The sequence below is a fragment of the Nitrospirillum amazonense genome, assembly GCF_007828045.1.
Taxonomy (GTDB): Bacteria; Pseudomonadota; Alphaproteobacteria; order Azospirillales; family Azospirillaceae; genus Nitrospirillum; species Nitrospirillum amazonense_C.
The window spans coordinates 40319-61078 of sequence record NZ_VITN01000021.1; the positions used below are offsets into that span (position 1 = coordinate 40319).

21 protein-coding genes are annotated in these 20760 nt (G+C 66.4%); 5 read left to right on the forward strand and 16 right to left on the reverse strand.

Annotated features, from left to right (window positions below; translation table 11 throughout):
- The first annotated feature begins 92 nt into the window (after positions 1-92).
- The 4 genes from FBZ89_RS24410 to FBZ89_RS24425 all read left to right on the forward strand — a co-directional run bounded on the left by FBZ89_RS24410 (position 93) and on the right by FBZ89_RS24425 (position 5339).
- A complete protein-coding gene (locus tag FBZ89_RS24410) occupies positions 93-752 on the forward strand; it encodes a helix-turn-helix domain-containing protein (RefSeq protein WP_211115350.1) in 660 nt (219 codons plus the stop codon).
- A gap of 165 nt (positions 753-917) precedes the next feature.
- The gene (locus FBZ89_RS24415) at positions 918-2174 is read left to right on the forward strand and encodes an MFS transporter (RefSeq protein WP_186457554.1); all 1257 of its coding nucleotides are present in this window, start codon (positions 918-920) and stop codon (positions 2172-2174) included.
- The gene (locus tag FBZ89_RS24420) at positions 2171-3178 is read left to right on the forward strand and encodes a dipeptide epimerase (protein WP_145752980.1); all 1008 of its coding nucleotides are present in this window, start codon (positions 2171-2173) and stop codon (positions 3176-3178) included. Before FBZ89_RS24415 ends, FBZ89_RS24420 begins: the two co-directional genes overlap by 4 nt.
- A 121-nt stretch (positions 3179-3299) precedes the next feature.
- A complete protein-coding gene (locus FBZ89_RS24425) occupies positions 3300-5339 on the forward strand; it encodes a hypothetical protein (RefSeq protein WP_145752982.1) in 2040 nt (679 codons plus the stop codon).
- Between the two features lie 3 nt (positions 5340-5342).
- On the opposite strand, the gene FBZ89_RS24430 is transcribed toward FBZ89_RS24425, so the two are convergent.
- On the reverse strand, positions 5343-5765 hold the full coding sequence (locus tag FBZ89_RS24430) for a group II truncated hemoglobin (RefSeq protein ID WP_145752984.1): 423 nt from the start codon (positions 5763-5765) through the stop codon (positions 5343-5345).
- Between the two features lie 298 nt (positions 5766-6063).
- Between FBZ89_RS24430 and FBZ89_RS24435 the strand changes: the two genes are divergently transcribed.
- Entirely contained in the window at positions 6064-8337 is a 2274-nt protein-coding gene (locus FBZ89_RS24435) for a glycoside hydrolase family 3 C-terminal domain-containing protein (protein WP_211115351.1), read from the forward strand.
- 79 nt (positions 8338-8416) lie between these two features.
- Here FBZ89_RS24435 and FBZ89_RS24440 read toward each other — a convergent pair whose 3' ends face one another.
- The 15 genes from FBZ89_RS24440 to FBZ89_RS24505 all read right to left on the reverse strand — a co-directional run bounded on the left by FBZ89_RS24440 (position 8417) and on the right by FBZ89_RS24505 (position 20756).
- Positions 8417-8800, reverse strand: coding sequence for a hypothetical protein (locus tag FBZ89_RS24440; RefSeq protein ID WP_145752986.1), 384 nt, complete (start codon positions 8798-8800; stop codon positions 8417-8419).
- Positions 8801-8913: 113 nt separating this feature from the next.
- A complete protein-coding gene (locus FBZ89_RS24445) occupies positions 8914-9234 on the reverse strand; it encodes a hypothetical protein (RefSeq protein ID WP_145752988.1) in 321 nt (106 codons plus the stop codon).
- A 10-nt stretch (positions 9235-9244) separates the two neighbouring features.
- Complete coding sequence (locus tag FBZ89_RS31010; RefSeq protein ID WP_186457555.1) at positions 9245-9499, reverse strand: Imm74 family immunity protein; 255 nt, start codon at positions 9497-9499, stop codon at positions 9245-9247.
- A 34-nt stretch (positions 9500-9533) separates the two neighbouring features.
- Entirely contained in the window at positions 9534-9881 is a 348-nt protein-coding gene (locus tag FBZ89_RS31015) for a hypothetical protein (protein WP_186457556.1), read from the reverse strand.
- A gap of 27 nt (positions 9882-9908) precedes the next feature.
- Positions 9909-10172, reverse strand: coding sequence for a hypothetical protein (locus tag FBZ89_RS24455; RefSeq protein ID WP_145752992.1), 264 nt, complete (start codon positions 10170-10172; stop codon positions 9909-9911).
- A gap of 24 nt (positions 10173-10196) precedes the next feature.
- A complete protein-coding gene (locus tag FBZ89_RS24460) occupies positions 10197-10622 on the reverse strand; it encodes a class I SAM-dependent methyltransferase (protein ID WP_145752994.1) in 426 nt (141 codons plus the stop codon).
- A gap of 6 nt (positions 10623-10628) precedes the next feature.
- Positions 10629-10841: a hypothetical protein gene (locus tag FBZ89_RS24465; RefSeq protein WP_145752996.1), complete on the reverse strand. Its 213-nt coding sequence runs from the start codon at positions 10839-10841 to the stop codon at positions 10629-10631.
- A gap of 175 nt (positions 10842-11016) precedes the next feature.
- A complete protein-coding gene (locus tag FBZ89_RS24470) occupies positions 11017-11376 on the reverse strand; it encodes a hypothetical protein (protein ID WP_145752998.1) in 360 nt (119 codons plus the stop codon).
- 445 nt (positions 11377-11821) lie between these two features.
- Positions 11822-11962, reverse strand: a complete 141-nt coding sequence (locus tag FBZ89_RS32090; protein WP_186457557.1) for a glycohydrolase toxin TNT-related protein — start codon at positions 11960-11962, stop codon at positions 11822-11824.
- Between the two features lie 367 nt (positions 11963-12329).
- The gene (locus FBZ89_RS24480; RefSeq protein WP_145753000.1) at positions 12330-12611 is read right to left on the reverse strand and encodes a hypothetical protein; all 282 of its coding nucleotides are present in this window, start codon (positions 12609-12611) and stop codon (positions 12330-12332) included.
- Between the two features lie 277 nt (positions 12612-12888).
- Positions 12889-13215, reverse strand: a complete 327-nt coding sequence (locus FBZ89_RS24485; RefSeq protein ID WP_145753002.1) for a hypothetical protein — start codon at positions 13213-13215, stop codon at positions 12889-12891.
- Positions 13212-17630, reverse strand: a complete 4419-nt coding sequence (locus tag FBZ89_RS24490) for an RHS repeat-associated core domain-containing protein (RefSeq protein ID WP_145753004.1) — start codon at positions 17628-17630, stop codon at positions 13212-13214. The genes FBZ89_RS24485 and FBZ89_RS24490 overlap by 4 nt, the downstream gene beginning before the upstream one ends.
- Positions 17631-17731: 101 nt before the next feature.
- Entirely contained in the window at positions 17732-18178 is a 447-nt protein-coding gene (locus FBZ89_RS24495) for a DcrB-related protein (protein WP_145753006.1), read from the reverse strand.
- Between the two features lie 12 nt (positions 18179-18190).
- Positions 18191-18982, reverse strand: a complete 792-nt coding sequence (locus FBZ89_RS24500) for a hypothetical protein (RefSeq protein WP_145753008.1) — start codon at positions 18980-18982, stop codon at positions 18191-18193.
- A gap of 55 nt (positions 18983-19037) precedes the next feature.
- A complete protein-coding gene (locus FBZ89_RS24505; RefSeq protein ID WP_145753009.1) occupies positions 19038-20756 on the reverse strand; it encodes a type VI secretion system Vgr family protein in 1719 nt (572 codons plus the stop codon).
- Positions 20757-20760: the final 4 nt, after the last annotated feature.

Here is a 20760-nt window from a genome sequence, read left to right on the forward strand (position 1 = left end):
CACCTTGGATGATGAAACGCCCGGAAACGCCGATGGGAAACGTGAACGTGGGGTTGGGGCTGACGGGCTTGGACAATGAGGGAGGGGAAGGCATGGCCAAATCCGCACCGGACCGGGCGCATCCGGCGCTGGCCCTGCGGGCGGCGCGGATCAAGCAGGGGCTGACGCTGCGCGCCCTGGCGGCCCGCATCGGCATGCCCTTCTCCACCCTTTCCAAGCTCGAGAACGGCAAGATGGAGATGACCTACGACAAGCTGCTGCGCCTGGCGCAGGGGCTGGGCGTGGACATCGGCACATTGGTCAGCAGCCCGGGGCCGGAGGCCGAGCCGCCGCCCGCCGGCGGCCGCCGCAGCGTTTCCCGTGCCGGCCGGTCGCCGGGCGCCACCTCGGATGTGCACGCCCACCAGTATCCGGCGGCGGATCTGCTGGGTAAGCTGATGGTTCCCATCATCATCGAGGTGCGGGCCCGCAGCGTGGCGGAGATGGGCGGGATGGTGCGCCATTCAGGGGAGGAATACCTTTACGTCCTGTCCGGCGCCATGGAACTGCACTCTGACCTTTATGCGCCGTTGCGGCTGGAGGCGGGCGATTCGGTCTATTTCGACAGCGGCATGAGCCACGTCTATGTGCGGGTGAGCGAGGAGACATGCCGCGTGCTGTCGGTCTGCGCCGGGCCCGGAATCCAGCGTTTGGCCCAATCCGCGGCCAAGGCGTGGAAGCTGTCGCCGGCCACGGACGAGGAAACGGTTTGACACGCTGTTTCCGATATTGAAACACCCGCCGGGCTGTGTGATGCTGATGCCATCATGCAGATCGCACCCCCCGACAACGAAATTCCCAACGGGGAGATCCCCAGCGGGAAAATAACGAACAGGGACCTTCAACCGTGGCCGCGCCCTGTCGCGGCGTGGTCGGCGGTGGCCCTGTTCTGCGTGGCGGCCGTCCTGTCCTACACGGACCGGCAGATCCTGAGCCTGCTGGTCGACCCCATCCGGGCCGACCTGGGCATCAGCGACACCCAGGTGGGGGTGCTGCAGGGGGTGGCCTTCGCCCTGATCTACTCCATCGCCGGATTGCCGCTGGGCCGCCTGGCCGACATGCTGCCGCGCCGCGCCGTCATCTGCGCCGGCGTGGGGCTGTGGAGCATCGGCACGCTGCTGTGCGGCTACGCCCCGTCCTTCTGGGTGCTGTTCGCCGGCCGTCTGATCGTGGGGGTGGGGGAGGCGGCGCTGGCCCCCGCCGCCATGTCCATGATCGCCGACATGTTCCCGGCGGAACGCCGGGGCCTGGCCACCGGTGTCTTCGTCATGGGCATGACCATCGGCGGCGGTGTCGCCATCGCCATCGGCGGGGCCGTGCTGGGCCTGGCGGCCGCCGGCGGCTTCCAGGGCATACCCCTGCTTGACGGCCTGGCCGCCTGGCGCGCCGTCCTGGTCCTGCTGGGCCTGGCGGGCCTGCCGCTGCTGCTGGCCCTGCTGCCCATCCGCGAGCCCGCGCGGCGCAGCGAGGCATTGGCGGGTGAGAAAGAGGCGACATCCCTGCGGGAGATCTTCGCCCAGCTGGCGACGGTGCGCACCGTGCTGATCCCGGTCATCGTCTGCTGCGCCTTCATGTCGGTGGGCGACTTCGCCCTGATCGCCTGGGCGCCGGCCCTGCTCAGCCGCCGCTATGCCATGACGCCGGACGCGGTGGGCTTGGCGCTGGGCTCCCTGGTCGTCGTTGCCGGCGTGGTGGCGACGGTGGCGGGCGGTGTCCTCAGCGACATGGCGGTCAAGCGCTATGGCCCCTCCGGCCGCATCTGGGTCGCCACCCTGTGCGCCGTCCTGGCATTTCCCTTCGCCCTGGTGGCGCTGGCCTCCTCCTCCAATCAGGTGCTGGCCGCCGTCACCCTATGGACCCTGTTCTCCAGCGCCGCCGGCACCATCGGCATCACGGCGGTGCAGGAGATCGTGCCCAACCGGGCGCGGGGCCTTAGCGTCTCCTTCGTCGCGTTTGGCAACATCATGCTGGGCCTGGGCGGCGGCGCCACCCTGACCGGCTATGTCACCGACCATGTCTTCGCCGACCCCCTGGCCATCGGGCAGTCGTTGACGCTGGTCATCGCCCCCTTGGCCGGGGCCGCCATCCTGCTTTTCCTCCATGCCTCCCGAACCGCTCGGAGTGTCAGTCGGTGAGCCTGTCCGTCACCTATCGCCGGGACGCCATGCGCATGCGTGAGCCGTTCCGCATCTCCGGTTACATGCTGCACGCCATGCCCGCCACGGTCGTCACCGTGGGTGACGGTACCCACTTCGGCCGGGGCGAGGCGGCGGGCGTCTATTACCTGAACGACGACCCGCCGCATATGGAGCGGGAGATCGAGCGGGTGCGCGATGCCCTTGAGGCCGGGGTGGACCGCCGGGGCCTGCAGTCCCTGCTGCCGCCCGGCGGTGCCCGCAACGCGCTGGACTGCGCCTTGTGGGAGCTGGAGTCCCTTCAAAAGGCTACGCCCGTGTGGCGGCTGGCGGGGGTGCCGGAGCCCAGGCCCCAGGTCACGACCTTCACCCTGCCGGCCGACGACCCGGCGGAGATCCTACGCCGCCTGGAAGCCTTCACCAGCGCCACCTCCATCAAGCTGAAGCTGGAGGGCGACCTGGCAGCGGACACGGAACGGGTGCGCGCCGTGCGCCGCGCCCGGCCGGACGTCTGGCTGTCGGTCGATGCCAATCAGGGCTTCGGGCCCGGGGATCTGGAACCGCTGGCCGCCATGCTGGTGGACCAGGATGTGGCGCTGCTGGAACAGCCGGTGCGCCGGGGCAGTGAACACCTGCTGGACGGCTGGGACGCGCCCTTGGCCGTCGCGGCGGACGAGAGCATCCTGGACCTGAAGGAACTGCGCGAGCAGTACCGCCGCTTCGATATCGTCAACATCAAGCTGGACAAGTGCGGTGGCCTGACCGAGGCATTGACCATGGCGGCGGAGGCCCGGCGCCTGGGCTTGGGCGTCATGGTGGGCAACATGGCGGGATCGGTCCTGGCGGCCGCCCCCGGCTTCGTCCTGTCGCAACTGTGCGACGTGGTCGATCTGGACGGACCTTATTTCCTGGCCGAGCCGGGGGCCGACCGGGGCATCTTCAACGCCGGGAAGGTGATGATTCCGGCCGATTTCTGGGGCTGGGGTAATCCTTCCTCCGCCTGAAGGCCTGCAAGGGGTATGTCGCCCGAGGCCCCTCCCGCCGGGGGGCGCATCCTCGACGGAACCGGTTCGCGGACTATCTACCTTCCGCCGCCGTTCCCGACGCCTGAAGGTGCCGCCCGCCATGCCGCGTTTCGCCCGCCTGTTCGCCCCCATCGCCTTGGCCCTGTCCCTGATGGGGGCGCCCGCCGCGTTCGCCGATACCGGCGCGCTGTCCTATGGCCGCATCGAGGGGCGCAACATCAACCACTTCGTGCGCGATGGCGACGTGGCGGCCCACCTGTTGCTGCGCTCCGGCGCCGACCCGCGCATCATCGTGGCCTTTCCCGCCGGTAACAGCGGCGCCGGCCTGTGGCTGGACATCCCGCAGGGGCAGGGGTCCGGCGACTGGACCCTGACCACCCCGCCGATAGCGGTGACGGAGAGCGACGGCCAGGGCCGGCCCCTGCACGGCATCACCTTCCAGGCCAGCCTGGCGGCGGGCACGGTGGGCATCCGCCAGGCGGTGCTGTCCAGCGTCCGCGTCCTGCGCGATTACGATGCCCTGCGCACCGTGCCCGACAGTATCAGCCCGGACCTGGTGCGCGATGGCGCACGCTTCGTCTGGGCGCGCGACCGGCTGGACGGCAAGGCCGGCTACCGCCTGACGGTGGAGGTGGTGCACGGGCAGGCGACGGAAACCGGGCTGAAGGCCGATCCGGACGGCACCATCGGCCTGCGCGTCACGGCGCTGACGGGAGAGACGCCACTGACCCCCCTGCCGGTGGACGCCCTGCTGAATGCCCAGGCAGCCCAAGACACGGCGACCCGCGACACCCTGGCCTTCCTGAGCTACCGTGAGAAGTTCCTGGCCGGCTCCTGGCGCTTCGACACCTATTTCGGGCGGGACACCATGATGTCCCTCATGCTGCTGATGCCGGCCCTGCAGGGGGACGCGGTGGAGGCGGGCCTGCGCTCCGTCTTCGCGCGCCTGTCCTTGATCGGCGAGGTGGCGCATGAGGAGGATGTGGGCGAATTCGCTATCCTGGACCATCTGAAGCGGGAGGCCACCGCGTCGGATGACCCGGTCTACGACTACAAGATGGTGGACGGCGACTTCATGCTGCCGGCGGTAACGCGGGCTTGGCTGCTGGACGATGCCCAGGGCCGGGCACGGGCGGCCGCTTTCCTGGCCAGCGGCGATGGCCGCACCGACCAGGTGGGCCCGGTGGGGCGCGATCTGGTGCAGAACCTGCGCTATGTCATCCTGCACGCCGCCGCCTTCGCGCGTGAGCCGCGCTATTCCAACATGATCCGCCTGAAGCACGGCCTGCCGGTGGGCCAGTGGCGGGACAGCAATGACGGCCTGGGCGGCGGCCTCTATGCCTATGACGTCAATGCCGTCCTGGTGCCGGCCGCGCTGGAGGCCTGCGCCGCGTTGCTGAAAAGCGGCTTGCTCGACCCCTATATGGACCCGGGCGACCGCCCCCTGCTGTCGCGTGCCGCCGGCATGGCGGCGGTGTGGCGGGCCAAGGCGCCGCCCCTGTTCACCGTCACGATTCCAGAGCGCCGCGCGAAGGCGCAGGTGGCGGCCTACGCCCATGACCTGGGCGTGCCGGACACCGCCGCCGCGCTGGGACGGGGGGCGGTGCGGTTCCATGCCCTGTCCCTGGACCGCGACGGCGCGCCGGTGCGGGTGATGCATTCCGATGAGGGCTTCGGCCTGCTGTTCCGCCGGCCCGACGCCCGCACCCTGGACCAGGTGGCGCAAGGGCTGATGCGCCCCTTCCCGGCGGGCCTGATGACCGGCGCCGGCATGGTGGTGGCCAACCCCGTCTTCGCCCCGCCCGAGGTCCAGGCCCGCTTCACCCGCAACGCCTATCACGGCAGCGTGGTCTGGTCCTGGCAGCAGGCGATGATGGCGACAGGCTTGGAACGGCAGGCGCGCCGTCCGGATCTGCCCCGCGCCACCAAGGAGAGGCTGCGCCAGGCCCAGGCGGCGCTGTGGCGGGCCATCGAGGCCACGCGCGGTCTTCAGAATTCGGAACTTTGGTCGTGGGCCTACCAGGACGGCCGGTACCAGCCGGTGGCCTTCGGCGCCAGTGGCGCCGACGCCGACGAGGCCAACGCCGCCCAGTTGTGGAGTACCGTCTACCTGGCCGTGCGGCCGCCCGCGGACCGCTGAGCGTCAGCCCGCCGGCTGCTGGCCCGCCGGCTGCTGGTTGCGCATCCAGTCGGCCAACGGGGCCAGGGCGCCCAGGATGGCCTGGCGGCCGCGCGGGTCGGGGATGGTCTCATCCAAGGCCCGCTTCATGCACAACAGCCAGGCGTCCCGTTCCGCCTCACCCACCGAAAAGCCCATGTGGCGGGCGCGCAGGCGGGGGTGGCCGCGCTCGGCGGAATAGTCGCCGGGCCCGCCCATCCATTGCGCCAGATACAGCGTCAGCACGCGTTTGGTTTCGGTCAGGTCCGGCGGATGGATGGCGCGCAGGTCGCGCGCCTCCGGCAGGGTGTCCATGGCATGGTAGAAGGCCTCCACCAGGCGGCCGACGGGTTCCATCCCGCCGATCCATTGGTAAAGGGTGGTCTTCTGCTCGCTGTCGCCGGTCATGCTTTGGGCCCTGGTGGGAATGGGTCCCCTCTATGGGGCGCCCCTATGCGGAGTGTGGGGCCTTCTACCGCAAAGCCGTTCCCACCGGAAGCGCGGGCGGACCGGGGCCAGGGTGTACGGCCGCCGCGCCAATAGTCATGGGATATCCGATATCCCGGAATTATCGCCTTCGCCCATTTGGCCAGGGCTGGTATGAAGAGGGGGTGCGCACCCACCCGGGTACGCCGGGGAGGTCCGCGCCAGCGATGTCGCCATCGGCGATGTCGCTTCGACGACTAAACGAAAATTGGAAACGTCCATGTCGGTTAAACATCACCTGCTGCTCTCGACTGCGTTGCTTATGACAACGCTTACCTATGCCGGATTCAGGCCCGCGCTGGCCGCCGATGCGCCGGCGGCCACGGCCGCGCCGGTCACTGGTCCCTGGCAGGATGCCGCTCAGTCGCCCGAGGCGCGCACCGGCGCCCTGCTGAAGGTGATGACGCGGGAAGAGAAGCTGCAGCTGGTGTTCGGTTACTTCTCCACCGACTTCAAGCCCAAGGCGTACACGCGCATCGAGGGCGGCATGGCCGATTCCGCTGGTTACATCCCCGGCATCGCACGGCTCGGCATCCCCGCCCAGTCGCAGACCGACGCCGGCGTCGGCGTGGCCACGCAGGCCAGCCCGACCCCGCGCCTGCGCACCGCGCTGCCGTCCGGCCTGGCCACCGCCGCCACCTGGAACCCGGAGATGGCTTTCGCCGGCGGCGCCATGATCGGCGACGAGGCCCGCCGGTCCGGCTTCAACGTGCAGCTGGCGGGCGGCACCAACCTGATGCGTGAGCCGCGCAACGGCCGCAATTTCGAATACGGCGGCGAGGATCCCTTGCTGGCCGGCACCATCGTCGGCCATGCCATCAAGGGCATCCAGTCCAACAACATCATCTCCACGCTGAAGCACTATGCCTTCAATGATCAGGAGACCAGCCGCAACTTCATCGATGTGAAGGTGGATGAGGCGGCCGGCCGCCAGTCCGACCTGCTGGCCTTCGAGATCGCGCTGGAGACGGGCAAGCCCGGCTCCGTCATGTGTTCCTACAACCGCGTCAATGGCGCCTACGCCTGCGAGAGCGACTGGCTGCTGAATCAGGTCCTGAAGAAGGACTGGGGCTTCCAGGGCTTCGTCATGTCCGACTGGGGCGCCACCCACTCCACCGCGCCGGCCGCCAATGCCGGCCTGGACCAGCAGTCCGGCTACCCCTTCGACAAGTCACCCTATTTCAAGGACGCCTTGGATGAGGCGGTGAACAACGGCCATGTCAGCGCCGCCCGCCTGGACGACATGGCCGGCCGCGTGCTGCATGCCATGTTCGCCAACGGCCTGTTCGAACATCCGCTGAACGGCGACCAGGCGGCCACCATCGACTATGCCGCCCACGCCAAGGTCACCCAGGCCGACGCGGAGGAAGGCATCGTCCTGCTGAAGAACCAGGGCGACGTGCTGCCCCTGGCCAAGACCGTCAAGACCATCGCCATCATCGGCGGCCATGCCGACGTGGGCGTGTTGTCCGGCGGCGGCTCGGCCCAGGTCTACCCCTACGGCGCCCCGGCCAACGGCCTGATCATTCCCAACGAGGGCCCCGCCGTCTTTCCCGGCCCCACGGTCTATGACCCGTCCTCGCCCCTGAAGGCGCTGGAAGGTTTGACCCAGGCCAAGATCACCTACATCGACGGCAAGGACGCCAAGGCCGCCGCCAAGCTGGCCGCCGGCAGCGACGTCGCCATCGTCTTCGCCACCCAGTGGACGGGCGAGGGCCAGGACGCCATCGATCTCAACCTGCCCAATGACCAGGACGCCCTGATCAAGGCGGTGGCCGGCGCCAACAAGAAGACGGTGGTGGTGCTGGAGAATGGCGGCCCCGTGGTCATGCCCTGGCTGGATCAGGTGGCCGGCGTGGTCGATGCCTGGTACCCGGGCACCAGCGGGGGCGAGGCCATCGCCCGCGTGCTGGCCGGCGAGGTCAACCCTTCTGGCCACCTGCCGGTCAGCTTCCCGGCCTCGATCGACCAACTGCCGCGCAAGGTGGTGGACGGCGACCGCAAGGACAAGGCGGAGCATCCGCACGTCGACTACACCATCGACGGCGCCGCCATCGGCTACAAATGGTATGAGAAGAAGGGCCTGAAGCCGCTGTTCCCCTTCGGCTACGGCCTCAGCTACACGACCTTCGCCACGTCGGACCTGGCGGCCGCCCCTGAGGGCAAGGGCCTGAGGGTCAGCCTGGCCCTGCGCAACACCGGCGCGCGGGACGGCAAGGCCGTGGCCCAGGTCTACGTGGCCCCGGCCGCCGGCGGTTGGGAAGCGCCGAAGCGCCTGGGCGCCTTCCACAAGGTGGCGCTGAAGGCCGGCGAAAGCCAGAGCGTGAGCCTGACCGTGGACCCGCGCCTGCTGGCCACCTACGACACCGCCGCGCACGCCTGGAAGATCAAGGGCGGTGATTACAAGGTGATGACCGGCACGTCCTACCAGGACATCACGTCCACGGTGACCGTGCACCTGCCCGACGCCACCCTGCCGGCCGCCGCGCGGTAATGGCGTTCAGCGTTTGGGTATGAGGGGAGGCGTCCTGCGGGGCGCCTCCTTTACTTTGGGGCTCAGCCGGTGGTCAGGTTCAGCCGGTCAGGCCAGCCTCTTTGCGGCAAATGGCGGCGATGGGCTTGGCCTTGTCCATCAGCAGGGCCGGCGGGGCGGTCACGCCCTTGCGCTCCTGCTCCGCCAGCACCTTCACGTCGGCATCGCTCAGCGCCGTGTTCACGCGGGTGGCGGTGCAGTCGCAAAAGCTGCGCAGCTTGGCGTTCGTCACCTCGGCCGGCGACGATGACCGCGCCGCCTGAAAGCATTGGGCGGCGAAGTTGGCCGACATGGCGGCGCGGAAATCGGCCACATCCGATGAGGGCGACGGCTGCGACGACGACCGCATGAAGGCGACCCCAAACCCGGCCGCGCCACAGACGGCGACGATGGCGGCGGTTATCCAGGTCTTGCTCATGGGCATCGGCGGCTCTCCGTACTATGTATCCCAAGTGTACAGGGATTTTGGACGGATGGGGCGGGTTTGTCGGGCGGGCTTGAGCTAAATGTTTTGAATCAAATACGGTTCCGTTGCCGTCACACTTCGCGGATCCGAAAACTACTGGGACTATTCCAGGATATTACCCTGAACGGTTGGCGGATGTGCCCGGCTTCCCGATAATGGGCGACCAGTTCCGCCGGACACCAGTCGCGCCCGTCGCTGAACAGGGCGCCGACGTCGATCAGTGCGCGGATGAGAGCGATCCTGCTTTCTTCCGTGGGCACGGCGCGCGACAGTTGGCCATCCTGCGACAGGAAGCCCAACAGGGCCAGGGCCTCCCAGTCAGCGGGCGTCACCGCGCGGGCGACCGCGCGCTTCCCGGCCAATTCGGTGATGATAATCCCCTCGTCCGGCATGGCCGCCGCCTTATTCGAAGTCAACGAGCGTCCCCCGGATGTCGAAATGACTCTGGATGGCCCTCACGATGTTTTCCTTCTCGACCCCGGTGGCCGGCCGCCGGGCGCCGGCCGCGTCCAGCATGAAGATGGCGTTCAGGTAGACGACATAGCCCGGCAGGAACTGGTCGCCGGGCGCGAGGCCCTCACCCTCCGCCACCGCCTTGCCGGCGCGGCTTTCCAGATACACGCCTCCCCGGGAGACGGTGGTCACGGTGTAGTCCATCTTCGGCCTCTCAGGACGATGAAGCGCCTGTCCCTCAATAGGCCCGGCCCAGCCGGACCAAGGCGCGTTCCTCAGGGTCGTAACCGAAATGCCAGTCCGGCCACGGTTCCGCTGGATTGCCCGCCGCGCAGACGATGGACACCCCTGCCTCGGTGTGGCGGGACAGGTATTGGAAGGCATAGCCCGGTGGCGAGGGCAGTTCCGCCAGCCGCATCCCATCTGGGCCGAAGACGCTCAACCTATGTGGCAAGTCAGTTGGGTTGGCGGTCAGGACGAACAACAGGTCGCCCTGCGCGTAGGCTGAATCGGCGCCGGGAACCAAGAGGGTGAGGGGACCATCTTCGCGCACCCAGGAAACGCTTTCGCCCTTCCGCACCGTCATCAATCCATCCATGGCGCCTTCCCGCCCTTACGTCGCGACACCGCGGTCTGCACCGGGTGGCGTCATCAGCCGGCTATCGGCTTGGCGGCGCCGGCACTGGTCCACCAAGAGCAGCGCAGTCGATAGATCCTGTCGATAGAGATCGAATTCGGCCTGGCTGATCTCATAGTGCTCTTCGTAATCGACCAGGCGGTTACTGACGGGGATGGACAGATAGAACCGGCCACCATCCCGCTCCACCCCGATGCTGAAGCGATGGTCGCGGCTGACGGCGATGTCCGTACCCTTCATCGTCCGATTCCTTCTGATGGACCCTTATGTCCAAGTCATGATGATGGAACTGCTGCCGCCCTTGAGGTCGTAACAAGAAGCTAGGGTGCCCCAGGGAAAAACATAGCGTGTAATCCACTTTTCCCGATCAGTGGGCGGCCCGAATTTGCCCAGCAGGTACTCGTCGTGGATGCGGATTAATTCCTCCATCGGCACGCCCTTCCGGCCGAAGGAAAAGCTGATCCGGTCCAACGCGCTCTGGGCGAAGGATAGGGAAAAGTGGGCCTGGTTGCCGTCAACGTCGTAGGGGCCGATCCACAGGTACACCCAGCCGGTTTTCATGTCCTGCTCTCCAACGGTGGGGAGGCCGGCAGCCTTGGTGGTGGCGTGGCTCAGCCCTTTGTGGAGCGATAGTCCATTTTCCAGGTCAATCGTGCCGCGCTCGGCGTCTATGGTGGCCTGCGGATCCATGGGACATCACACCTCTACTTTCTCATGTCGCCTATTTTCGTTCTGGGTTTGCATAATCACGAAATATGCGTCCCTTTCACTTTTCAGTATCCTATCAGCCTCCTCCTGGTTGATCTCTACGTCCACAAATTCAGGAACGATTTCCCCTCGATCATATCGAGCATATAGCGTGTCGTTTTCCTTGATGATTTTCACACCGTGGGCGTTGGCGATGATCATGTCATTTAAGGCCTCTACACTTGCCGACAATAGGCCCGGCCCAGCCGGACCAAGGCGCCTTCCTCAGGACCATAACCGGAATACCAGTCCGGCCACGGTTCCGCTGGACTGCTCGCCGCGCAGACGATGGATACCCCTGCCTCGGTGTGGCGTCGGGATGGGCGCTTTGTCAGCGTCAGTCTGAGATTTGCGCTTCCTTGCGACAAGTGTTCGAGATGAGGTCGAGCTTAGGGGCGAGTTCCGGCGGCATGCCCGTTTGGCCCTGATTCTCCAGGTCCACCAGATGCTTGACCTCGTCATCGCTCATGGCGGCGTCCAGCTTGGTGGCGGTGCAGCCGCAATAGGCCTGGACCTGGGGCTCGCTGATCCCCGGCGCGGCGCGTGCCGCCTTGGCACATTGCTCCATCATCCCGCCGGTAATGTTCTTGCGCAAGGTGGCGACGTCGGGATGGCTGCTTTTGATGAGGGTATATCCGAACCCGATCACGCCGCCGGCGATGATGGCGACACCGATCAACACTGCCTTCGATGTCATGGATGTCCTTTCTGTTAATGTGCCAATTTTATTAAAGCTCTATGCGTCAAAACATCGACACGTATTCAGCATTAATTGATTTATGAAAATTATCCTCGGAAGACGCAATATTTATCCAAGTAGTTGTTGGTGTTTTCTGATATAGATTTACATCTTAGTGGGTGTCACATAACTCGCATGCTGAGATTTTCACAAATAGACACTGTAGGCCGCAGTCGATAAATTCATAAATTCATTTTATTTATCCTCGAATATTTTCATCTTATCCGGGTCTTCAATTGTTAATCTGCCTCCGGTTCTGTCGATCTCAATATTACCGCAAGTGCATTCCGAAAAATGAAGAGGCACGGATTCCACTACGCTTCCGCAAATAAGGCACTCATAGAATATCTTCTTTCCAGCGGGATAGCCTTCAGATTTGTTAAACGCGATATATTTCCGTTCTTTACTCATAGTCCACCCCCGTGATCGGTCGAATTTTCCCAGCGGCTAGCAGGCCGTCAATCCCACCTGCCGATGTTGGGAACAGGTACTGCGTAGCCCCGCCTGGCTGCCCGAACCATGGGGCGATAGGACCAGCCTCCACATCAAATTGAATTACGTCATGTCAGCGCGCCATTCATTTATGCACATTCTGACTCTATTTCCACGAGTAACTAAATGCCCAGCTTATTGCTCTAATCCCGCTTTCATTTAATATACTATATTTTTCTGAAGTCTTATCGCCAATCCAACGTGAGCCTGAGAAGATGTCATAGCTCCCGAGAGGAAGGAGCAGCGTGTTCCATCGTTTATGTTGCGCGACCTCGATCTTTTTTTCTCGAATTAGGTCCAGGAAACTGCAATTGCGCAGTCGCCCCCTCGAGGGTCGTAATAGGAGGTAATTTCGCCCCATGGGTATTTATATATAAGGTGATATTTATCGTTTTCTGTCGGATTTCCGAGTATAGTTTCTAAAAAGCATCATGCTCCGGTTTCATTTGTTGTGAATCTGTTGCACTTATGTCGCCAATATAGATATTTATACTCATCAGATTGTTTTTAAGAAATGCCATTGAGGTGATTATTTCTCTCCCGTAAAAAATGTAGGGACCTGAGTTTTTGTGAACCCAGCCATTCCCAATATCGAATTCCCTGAAGAATGATATTCCTCCAGCCGTGATTGCGTCTAATTCTTGGTCCTTATGAAGGCTGGTTTCTTCAATTATCACATTCCCAGTTTTAATATCGAACATTTCTTCTCTAGTTTCCTCGATATTGATATTTGCTTTTATATCTATCTTAAGACAATCCAATCAGTACCCGGTTCCAAAATCTTTTGGGGATGGCCAAAAGTCTTTTCGACATCACTCAGCGGCGCGAATAGCACCAACCTGGGACCTTCCGATTCTGGAAGTATATTCTCTTATGCAGGTCGAATTCTATCATCATGGTTCTTGCTTAAACGAAGATGAATATAGTGACTAACCGCTACTCCAGAACACTCAATCAAAATGCATATGTAATGCCACATTAAGCCTGGCGGATGATGTACTCATTTTTAGATCGCCAATTTATGGTCTGGTAACTTTGTTTAACATGACCATTATCCTTGTAATACGCCACCAACTCCTCAGGGCTCCAATCACGGCCGCCGGAAAACAGGGCGCCGATGGTGATTAGGGCGTTCACCAGCTCGATTCGGTCGTCATTTGAGGCAATGGGCCGCACAAACTCCGTCGTGGCCTGGGCAAAGCCCAGATTCAACAGGGCTTGTTGCTGCGGCCCTGTTGATGCCTTGGCCACAGCACGCTTGCCGGCGATTTCGGTGACAACGATCTTGTCAACGGGGAAGGTCATGGCCCGACACTCACGTTCAGCAGGGTGGAAACATAGCTATTGTCCGTGGTGGGAACCGAATTAACAACCATTTCCGGTGCGCCGCCAGGCAAATGATTCCCACCGCCGCGGAAATAATCGTTACCTTCCAATGGGCTACGGGGAGCTAGATCCTGTAGCCCCGACACTTGGCGGACCTTGAAGCCGTCTTGCAGAGACCCGGGGTTAAGGCCCATATCCTGTTCCATTTGCACAGCAGTGGCGCGGGGGATGGTGATGCTTTGCTTACCGCTGACATCGCCGAAATACTTCATGGCACCTTCCTGATCGGTGACGAAAGTGCCTGCACGACCAATAGTAGGATATTGGTCCCAGGCCGTGGGGCTAATATTGTAACCCACGTCGTCTTCTAGCATTTGCGCCTGACGCGCCCGTGCTGCCGCGATCTGCTCCGCTTCGCCGTCCAACCCACACGCCAGCCCCATCGGATCCACCCACTGCACCGGGTTGGGGGCGTAGGCGGCGATGTTGCTGCCGCCCCTCAGCCGGATGGGGTCCTGGGTGATGAAGCAGCCTTGGGCCGGGGCGTAGTAGCGGTGACGGTTGTAGTGCAGGCCGGTTTCGGGGTCGTGGTACTGGCCCTGGAAGCGCAGGGGGTTGGGGACGGTGGCGACCATCTGGCGGGCGAGCGCGCCCCAGGCCTTGTAGTCGGCGGCCCACACCACATCGCCATTATCGTTGGTCAGTTCCTGGGGCGTGCCCAGATGGTCCAGGTGGTAGTGGTAGGCCTGGGTCCGCTGCCCCGGTTCCGCCCGGCGCAACTGGGCCAGGGGGCGGAAGGTGCCGGGTTCGTAGACATAGACGGTGGCCAGGGGGTCGGCGGGTGCCGGTGCTGCGTCCGCCGCCTTGACCTCCACCGGGGCGCTTTCGGCCAGCAGGGTGTCGCCGTCCCAGAGGAAGGTGGTGCGCTGGGCGGCGGCGGGTGGGGCCGCGCCCGTGTCGTTGGCCGGGATGGGGGCCGTGTGTGCGCTTTCCTTCCACACGCGGCGGCCGAAGGCGTCGTAGCCGAAGCGGGTTAGGGTGGTGCCCCGGCGGCTGGTCTCCTCCACCGCCGTCAGGCGGTTGCCGGCATCAAAGCGGTAGTCCACGGTCACGGCACCGCCGGCCGCGCGCCATTCCTTCACCCGGTTGCCCCAGGCGTCGTACTCGAACTTGGCGTCGCCATGCACCAGCAGCCGGTCGCCCCGCGCCTCACCGCCCCAGAAGGCGGCGTCGGGGCCCGAGGCCAGAATGTTGCCGGCCGGATCGGTGACGAAGCTCTCGGGGGTCGTGCCCTCCACCGACAGCAGGCGGTCGCAGGCGTCGTAGTGATAGCGCTTCACCCCCCGCCGCGCGTCCTCGATGGCGGTCAGGGTGTCCGCGCCGTCATAGCCATAGGCGCGGGTGTAGACGGCCTCACCGCCGCTCCCGCCGCTGGGCCGTCGCCGGCCCTCCTGGCGGACCAGGCGGCCCTGGGGGTCGAAGGCCTGGATCTGGTGGACGTTGCCGGCCAGGCGCTCCACCTCCCGCCCCGCCGCGTCGCGGGCGAAGCGGGCCAGGGCCTTGCCGTCCAGCCCCACGGCCGCCGGCATATTGTCCGGGCCCCAGGCCACCTCCAGCCGCCGCCCATCAGGCAGCATGGTGGCGACACGCCGGCCTCGGGCGTCGCGTTGGAAGCGGATTTCCTGGTCGCCCTGCCGCTCCGCCGTCGGCCGTCCGGCGGCGTCATAGGTGAAGGCCACGCGGGTGTCGGGCGTCTCGGCGGACAGCAGCCGGCCCAGCGGATCATAGCCGAAGCGATGGCTGTTTCCGTCGGCGTACAGCGTCTCCAACAGGCGCCCGGCGGGGTCGCGGTTGAAGCGCGTCACGCGACCCTGGTCCACGGCGGCGGTGACCAGGCCGGCCATGTCACGGTGATAATCCAGCCGCCGGCCGTCGAAGCCAGTCTCCCCCACCAGCCGGCCCGCCAGGTCATAGTCCAGCCGGTACTGTTCTCCCTTCTGGTTATGCAGGGCCACCAGGTTCAGTTCGCTATCGTAATGATAGCGGAAGACTGAGCCGTCGGCGGCGGTGCGCTCCACCGGATAGGGCAGGCCGTCATAGCGCCAGCGGGTCACGCGGCCCAGCGGGTCGCGATGCTGGGTGACATGATCCTCGGCATCGTATTCCAGCGTCACCGTGCCGCCGTCGGGGCGGTGGACGGTGGTGACGTTGCCGTTGGCGTCGCGCTCCAGCCGCACGGGCGCATCCTCGCCCCGGCGCATCTCCACCACCCGGCCCAACGCGTCATGGGCATAGCGGCGGCGGGCGGCCCGCGCCGTGCCCTGCGCCAGGAGGTCGCCGGTGGGGGACCAGGTGAAGCGCGCCACCAGGCCCAGCGCATCCTGGATGGCCAGCGGCAGGCCACGGGTATCTCGGGTATAACGGGTGGTATGGCCCAGCGCGTCGGTGTGGGTCACCAGGTTGCCGCGCCGGTCGTAAGTGAAGCTGTCTTCGCTGCCGTCGGCCCGGGTCACCCGCTTGGGCAGCCCCAGGCCAGGCCGCGCCAGGTCGGGCGGGATGTCCCCGCCCTCATACGCCAGGTGGGTGACGGCGCCGTCGATCTCGGTCCGTTGCACCAGGCGGCCCAGGGCGTCGTAGGTCAGTTGCAGGGTGCCGCCGTCCGGCCCCGTCAGGGCCAACAGGTTGCCGGCGGGGTCGTAGCGATGGCGGGTGACGCCGCCCAGGGGGTTCACCTCCTCCTCCACCAGGCCCAGGCTGTTCCAGCGATAGCGGGTGACGGCGCCCAGGCCGTTGGTCACCACCGTGGTGTGGGCCTGGACGTCGTAGAGCATCCGGGCGCGGTACAGCCCGGCTTCGCCGGACAGGTGCACGCCCCAGGTGTCGACGCAGCGGGCACGGCGGCCCAGCGCAACGTCGTCCCACACGAACTGGAACCGCAGGCCGCCGCGCCGCGTCTCCTCCACCAGCAGGTGGTTGTCGTAGCGGTAGTGCCAGGCGTTGCCCCGGGCGTCGCGTGCCTCCACCAGGTCGCCGGCGGCGTCATAGGTGTAGCTGACCAGGCGTAGGGGCTGGTCGCCGCCGGCGGGGTCGGGGCCATCGACGGCGGTGATGCGGCCGGCCTCGTCCGTGGTAACGGCGAAGGCGCGGCCGGCGCTGTCCTGGATGCCGGTCAGGCGGCCGCCCGGCCCGCGCCGCAGGAGGATGGCGTTGTCGTTGGGATCGACGACGTGCGCCAGGTGGCGCAGGCCGGTCTGATCGTCGCGGTCGCCGAAGACGTAGGCCAGCCCGCCATAGGTGGCCAGCCAATAGCGCTGGCCGTCCGTATGCAGCACCAGCCGTTCCACCACGTTCAGGCTGGGGCGGCCGGGGGCCGCGTCGGTGAAGAAGGCCAGGCGCCCGTCGGCCAGGCGCGCGGCCCAGCCGCCGCCGTTGATCCAGCGGTACAGCACCATGTCGTGCGGGTGGTGCCAGCCGGACCCCAGTTCCCCCACCAGGGTGGAGCTGGACATCCAGGTGCGCGACCACACCAGGGGCAGGGCGCCCGCCACCTCGAAATCCGTGGCCTGGGTGAACAGCTCGCCCGTGGCCACGTCCACCGGGTGGCCGGCGGTGTAGCGGGTGGCCAGCTTGCCGCCGGCAAAGCCGCCGGCCGCACCGCCCAGGGCTTCGCCGATGATGCGTCCCCGCTCTCCGCCCACCGCCTGGCCGATGGCGCCGCCCACCTTGGAGCCGGCGTAACCCCCCGCCATGCTGATGACCGTGGTCTCGCCGAAGGTCGCCAGGCCGCACAGCCCTTCCGCCATGAAGGCGCCGGCGGCACCAGCGCCCAGCGCCAGAAGCGAACCGCCGATCATCAGGTATTCGGCCGCCGTGTTGGCCCAGTCCGGCACCTCGCCATGGATGGACATGTAGGTACCGGGCTCGCGCCCGATGAAGACGTCGTGCGAGCCGTCCATGATGGAGCCGTCGCACTCCAGCTTGTCGGCGATGCGGGCGGCGGGCTTGCCGTTGATGAAGACCGTCTTGCTGCCCTGGGCGATGTGCTGGTCCGGCGGCCCGTCGCGGGAGCAGGCGGCCGCGTCCTGGATGGCGCGGGCGGCCGGCTTGTCGTTGATCAGCACATTGTCGGAGCAGTCGGGCGAGATCACGCCGGTCTGGTCGGCGAAGGTGCTGCCCAGCGCCTCGCCCAGCAGGGCGCCGCCGCCGGTGGCCGCCATGGCGCCGCCCACCGCGGCGATGACGCCCAGCGCCGCCCCGCCCGTACCCACCACGGCGATGACCGCCAGGGCGGCGCCCAGGCCGATAGCCGCCCCGGCGATGAAGCCGGACAGCGCGCTGGTGTGCTGGATGGGATCCCCCAGCCGGGCGGCCCCGTATTGCGGCGCGCCGGACATGTCAGCCCTCCCGTCCAGGGAAGGGGGCGCGGGGTTCGGCGATAAGGATCATCCGGTCGCTCCGGTCAGGCGGGTCGAAAGCGGCGTGGGCGCTATTGGGATCAGGCGGTGGCCGTGGGGCCGGGCCAGGCGAAGCTGTTCAGGATCTGCATGAACTGCGCGTCGGCGTCCGCGAACTCCGTCAGGCGGGCGGTGTTGACGATGGTGATGCAGCGGCCGTCGGGCAGCAGGCTGTAGATCTGGCGCTGCTTGATAGGGCCGGCGCCGCCGTCCCACTGGAACAGCAGTTCCACCGCCGGGCGGCCGGCCAGCATGACGTCCTGCCGGGTGATCAGCTGGAAGCTGCGCGCCCGGGCGATCAGGTCCTTCAGCTGCCGGTTGACGTAGGCGCCCAGGCCTTCCTCCGCCTGCGGCCGGTCATAGGCGATCATGATGTTGGGCACCACCGGGCTGCCGCTGGGCGGGGCGGACCAGGCCACCATGGAACGGTCGATCCAGCTGTCCGGCAGCTGGATGCTGAAGTCGAGGGTGCGGCAGGTCTGCGGCATGGCGGGTTTCCTTTAGATCTGGCCCAGGATGCGGGCGACCGCGACGGCGCTGTCGGCGTCCGCGTTGCCGGTGCTGGGCAAGGCCGAGGCGGTCTGGCCCAGGGTCGGTGTTTGACCCGGCAAGGGGGCTTGCCCCGCGCCCGGGGTTTGGAAGGCGGGTGCCTGGTAGCTTGGTGCTTGAAGGCTGGGGGCCTGATAAGTGGGCGCCTGGTAGCTGGATGCCTGGACACCCGGCAGGGCGCCACCTTGGCCCCACGATCCAGCCTGCGGCGCGGCGGATGCGATCGCCGAAGGCGGGGTGTAGGACGGCTGCGCCAGGCCCGTGGAGGGCAAGGTCGGGGACGTGAACCCGGGTATTGCCAGGGGGGGCGTGCTTACGGTGGGGGCGGCCGAAAGGGATGGGGCGGCAACCGAGGGCGCTTGGGGCATGGCCGGCAGCCCGGTGTTCACGCCGGCGGCCGACGCCAGGTTGGACAGGCCCGACGCCGTCGATGCCCCGGGAATGCTGGAGGCGCCGGGGATGGCCGGGCTGGCCAGGGAAGGAGCGCCGAGAGCGGGCGCGCCCAAAGACGGGTTGGCCAAGCCGGAGCCGCCATTCAGCAACTGGGCCGCCTGCGTGGCACTGCCCAGGGGGGCGCCGACGGAGGAGGGCAGGGCCGGCGCGGCGGCGTTGGCCAGCGCCCCGAGGTCGCCGGCGGAACCGAAGCCGGCCGGCGCCGCCGACATGGACAGGGGCGTGTAGGGCTGGATGCCGAGGCTGGCGCCGATGGCGCCGGGCTGGATCAGGGCGGGAAGGTCGAACATCCGGAAATCTCCCGGGAAAATGAAGGTGTCTGGCTTGGGATCGCGCGCGTTGGTATCAGCCGCTGCAGTTGAGCCAGATTTTCTGGCCGTCCTGGCTGATGCCGTCCTTGTCCAGAACCACGGTGCTGCCGTTGCTGGTCAGGATGATGTGGTCGGTGGTCATCTGCAGGGAGCTTTTGCCCACCTGCAGCACCACCATCTCGCCCGCCACGTTCACCATGGACTTGCCGACGGTTTCGAACATGTTGTTCTGGACGACCATGGAGAGGTCTTTTTGGGAGTGGAAGGCGATTTCCTCGGCGCCGGCCTTGTCTTCCAGGGTGAAGAGGTTGAATCCGCCGCCGCCGGGGCTGCTGGCGGTTCGGAAGGTTGTCTGGGTTTTCTGGGCGGGCAGGCCGAGGGGGGCTGTGGTCTCGGAATTGGGGACGGAGCCCAGGATGACCGGTCGGTCTGGGTTGCCCTCCAGGAAGGCGACGACGACCTCCATGCCCATGCGGGGGATGGTCTGGGCGCCGAAGCCGCGGCCGGCCCAGCCCTGGGCGACGCGGACCCAGCAGGAGCTGCCCTCGTTGGACTGGCCGCGCCGGTCCCAGAAGAACTGCACCTTCACCCGGCCGTGCTTGTCCGTGTGGATCTCCTGGCCCTTGGGGCCGACCACGACGGCGGTCTGCAGGCCGGAGATGGTGGGGCGGGGGGTGGCGCGGCGGGGCACGAAGGGGGTGGCGGCCGGCAGGCAGGTGAAGTGGTTGGCGTAGCCGGAATGGCTGGCGCCGCCGCCCTCATAGCTGAGGTCGCTGGCCCGGTGGCTGGCGGAGAGCACGACATAGGCGCCGTTCTCGGCGGCGACGGGATGGTCGGTCAGCTGGAAGCGGCCGCAGGGGGTCATGGAGCGGCAGTCGCTGGCGCCCTGCACGGTCTCGCGCTCCACCTCCTCCGCCTGCATGGCCAGCTTGGCCCGTCGCTCGCCATCGCCGGCGCTGTCGTGCAGGCCGGGATAGTCGAAGTGCTCGTGCTGGGGATCCTGGCTGTAGCTGGAGACGGTGGGGATGGTCCGCTTCAGGTCCAGCTTGCTGGTCTGGAAGTTGTAGTCGGTCATGGCCCAGGCGCTGGCCTGGTAGGCGTGGCTGCGGTGCCACTCGGTGATGTGGTTGGAGCGGGAGGAGGTGGCGCTGAAGGGGATCAGCGGCTCATCCCCCGTCTGGTAGGCGGAGGTCTGGGAGCCCAGGACCAGGGTGTGTTTCCCCGCCTCATGCCGGAAGAAGTAGTAGAGGCCGTCCTCCTCCATCAGGCGGGAGACGAAGGCGAAGTCGGTCTCGCGGTACTGCACGCAGTACTCGCGCGGGGGCGGGGCGCTGACGCCGGAGAAGTCGTACTGGGTGACGCCCAACTCGCCGAAGATGGTCTCCAGGATGTCGAGGGTGGTCTTGTTCTGGAAGATGCGGCAGTCGCTGGTGCGGGTCAGGAACCACAGGCGGGGGACGACGCGCAGGACATAGTGCCGTTGCCCGCGCGAGGCGGCGTGGCCGCCGGTGAGCGAGGCGACGACGCCGTTGAAGATGCGGTAGACGCCGTCATCCAGGCGCAGCTTCAGGTCCACGCTCTGTGCCACCAGGGCGGCAGGGTCGACGTTGTCATCCATGGCGCGCACGGTCGCGCGGAACTCAAAGGGCGTCGACACGCCCTCCATCCCCTCCAGCGCTTCCAGCAACAGCTGGTCGGGCCCCAAGGGGCTCTCGATCCCCAGCAACCGTTCCGCTTGCGTGTAACCGTCCATGGGG